The organism is Novosphingobium sp. 1529 (assembly GCF_040544855.1).
Taxonomy (GTDB): Bacteria; Pseudomonadota; Alphaproteobacteria; order Sphingomonadales; family Sphingomonadaceae; genus Novosphingobium; species Novosphingobium capsulatum.
Genome location: NZ_JBEPKW010000035.1, coordinates 1 through 2,219, shown reverse-complemented (window position 1 = coordinate 2,219; position 2,219 = coordinate 1). Strand labels below are relative to the sequence as shown.

2 protein-coding genes are annotated in these 2,219 nt (G+C 63.0%); both read right to left on the bottom strand.

Annotated elements, in window-relative coordinates:
- A partial coding sequence (locus ABIC78_RS21485; protein WP_354491966.1) for an ATP-binding protein occupies positions 1 to 558 on the bottom strand: 558 nt, incomplete at its 3' end.
- On the bottom strand, positions 555 to 2,060 hold the full coding sequence (gene istA / locus ABIC78_RS21480; protein ID WP_502915720.1) for an IS21 family transposase: 1,506 nt from the start codon (positions 2,058 to 2,060) through the stop codon (positions 555 to 557). The genes ABIC78_RS21485 and istA, both read right to left, overlap by 4 nt.
- Between the last annotated feature and the right edge of the window lie 159 nt (positions 2,061 to 2,219).

Here is a 2,219-nt window from a genome sequence, read left to right as displayed (position 1 = left end):
CGTCTCGGCTTGGTCGCGCGAGATGTAGGCGAAGTCGTCAAGAACCAGCAGGTGGTATTTGTCGAGCTTGGCCATCGCAGATTCGAGCGCGAGTTCGCGCCGCGCGACCTGCAGGCGTTGCACGAGGTCGGAGGTCCGAGTGAACAAAACCCTCCAGCCCCGCTCTACCAGCGCCAGGCCGATGGCTGCGGCGAGATGGCTTTTGCCGCCGCCCGGCGGACCGAACAGGATGAGGTTGGCACCTTGCTCGAGCCAGCCATCACCGGCGCATAGGGCCATAACCTGAGCCTTTGAGATCATCGGCACGGCATCGAAGGCGAAGCAGTCGAGGGTCTTGCCAGCGGGTAGATGTGCCTCTGCCAGGTGGCGTTCGATCCGGCGGCGATCTCGTTCGGCGAGTTCGTGCTCGGCCAGCGCGGCGAGGAATCTGCTGGCGGGCCATCCTTCCTTGTCTGCCTGGGCGGCGAAGTCGCCCCAGATGTGCTTGATGGTGGGCAAGCGCAGTTCGTTGAGCATGAGGCTGAGACGCTGTGCATCGATAATGGGAGTTGCGTTCATGCGGCTTCTCCCTGTTCGATAAGTTCGTCGTAAATCGAGAGCGGTGCCAGTTCGACCACGACTTCGGGCAGATCGGCAGGGTCTGGACAGAACCGGGCCCGCAAGTTTGTCAGGCAGGGCGTTCGGCGCGCCGCCAAGTCCTCGGTCAGCAGCCTTGCGAGTTCGGCCTCACATGCACGTTCGTGGGCCATGGCCAGAAGTTCGACGGTGATGCGGCAGGCTTCCCGCTCACCCTGAACTTCCAGCAGGTGGTCGAACATCAGGCGATAGGCCTCTCGCGGGAACAGGCTATCGCGATAGACCAGCCCTAGCAGTGCCATGGGCTTACGGCGCAGAGAATGGATCACGTGACGATAATCGACAACGTGACCGTGCTTCCCGTTCATGCCCGCGCGGCCGCGCGGCAGGGTCATGAGTCTCGTGCCGCCAATGAAGAGGTCGAGGCGGTCATCATACAGGTGAGCCCGCAAACGGTGCCCGATCAGGCGGGATGGGACCGTGTAGAACACCTTGCGCAATGTGAAGCCGCCCGAGGATGTGACCGTCACGAGGACCTCCTCGTAATCGGTGGTGCGCACGTCCGGCAGCGGCTGCAGGAACTTGCGTTCTGCATCGATCCCGGGGCCGTGCCGTCGGTTGCGCGCATTTACGACCTCGTCGATGAAGCGGCGATAGTTGGCAAGGTCGGAGAAGTCGGCGCCCCCGCGCAGCAGCAGCGCATCCTTTATGGCAGCCTTGATATGGCCATGGGCACTCTCGATCGCGCCGTTCTCATGGGCAACGCCCCGGTTGTTTCTTGTGGGCTCCATTCCATAATGGGCACAGAGCGCGTCATAACGCCTGGTCAGGTCGATCCTGGCATCCGCGTCCAGATTGCGGAAAGCGGCCGAGAGGCTGTCGGTACGATGGAGCTTCGGCGCACCGCCTGCGGACCAGAGCGCGTTTTGCAGCCCTTCGGCCAAAGCGACGAAGCTCTCGCCGCCCAGGATGATGTGCCCGTGTTCGAAGCCGCCACAAGGAAGCCGGAAGTGATAGAGCAGGTGGTCCAAGGGCTGTCCGGCGATCGAAACTGCCAGATCGTCCATGCACGTGAAATCGGACAGGCCGAGCCGACCGGCCTCGTGCACTTGCCGGAAAATGACCTCGCGATCTTGCCCGTTGATGGCTCGCCAGTCGCGAATGCGCCTCTCCAGGGTTCGCCGGGAGCCGAACTCCGTCTCGGAATATCGGCGCCGCAGTTCCTCGAAGATCGCTATGGGCCGAAGGCCCGGGGCGGCCTCCAACATCGGCACCACAACTTCATCGAAAATACCAGCAAGGGGATCGGGTCGGCGCCGGCTGCGCGGTGCTTGCTGCTGTGATGGCAGCCTGGTGTCCTGCAGAACCCGATAGCCCGTCGCCGGACTGAACCCGGCCTTCGCCGCCGCCAGGGCGACGGGGTCATTACGCCTGTTGGTCATGAAAAGTCTCACTTGATGATCGTTGATGTGTCGGCCGGCCACACGCCAGGTCCTCCTCCCCGGAAAACCCGATGCATAGCGGCCGCCACGACCATCACAGGCACTTAGCAAAGAGTGCCTCCGGTGTGTCGGGACCGGCTACGGGCTACGCCCTGCGCCGGTCCCGACACACCGGATTCTCATCTTGATTGTCGCGCTTTC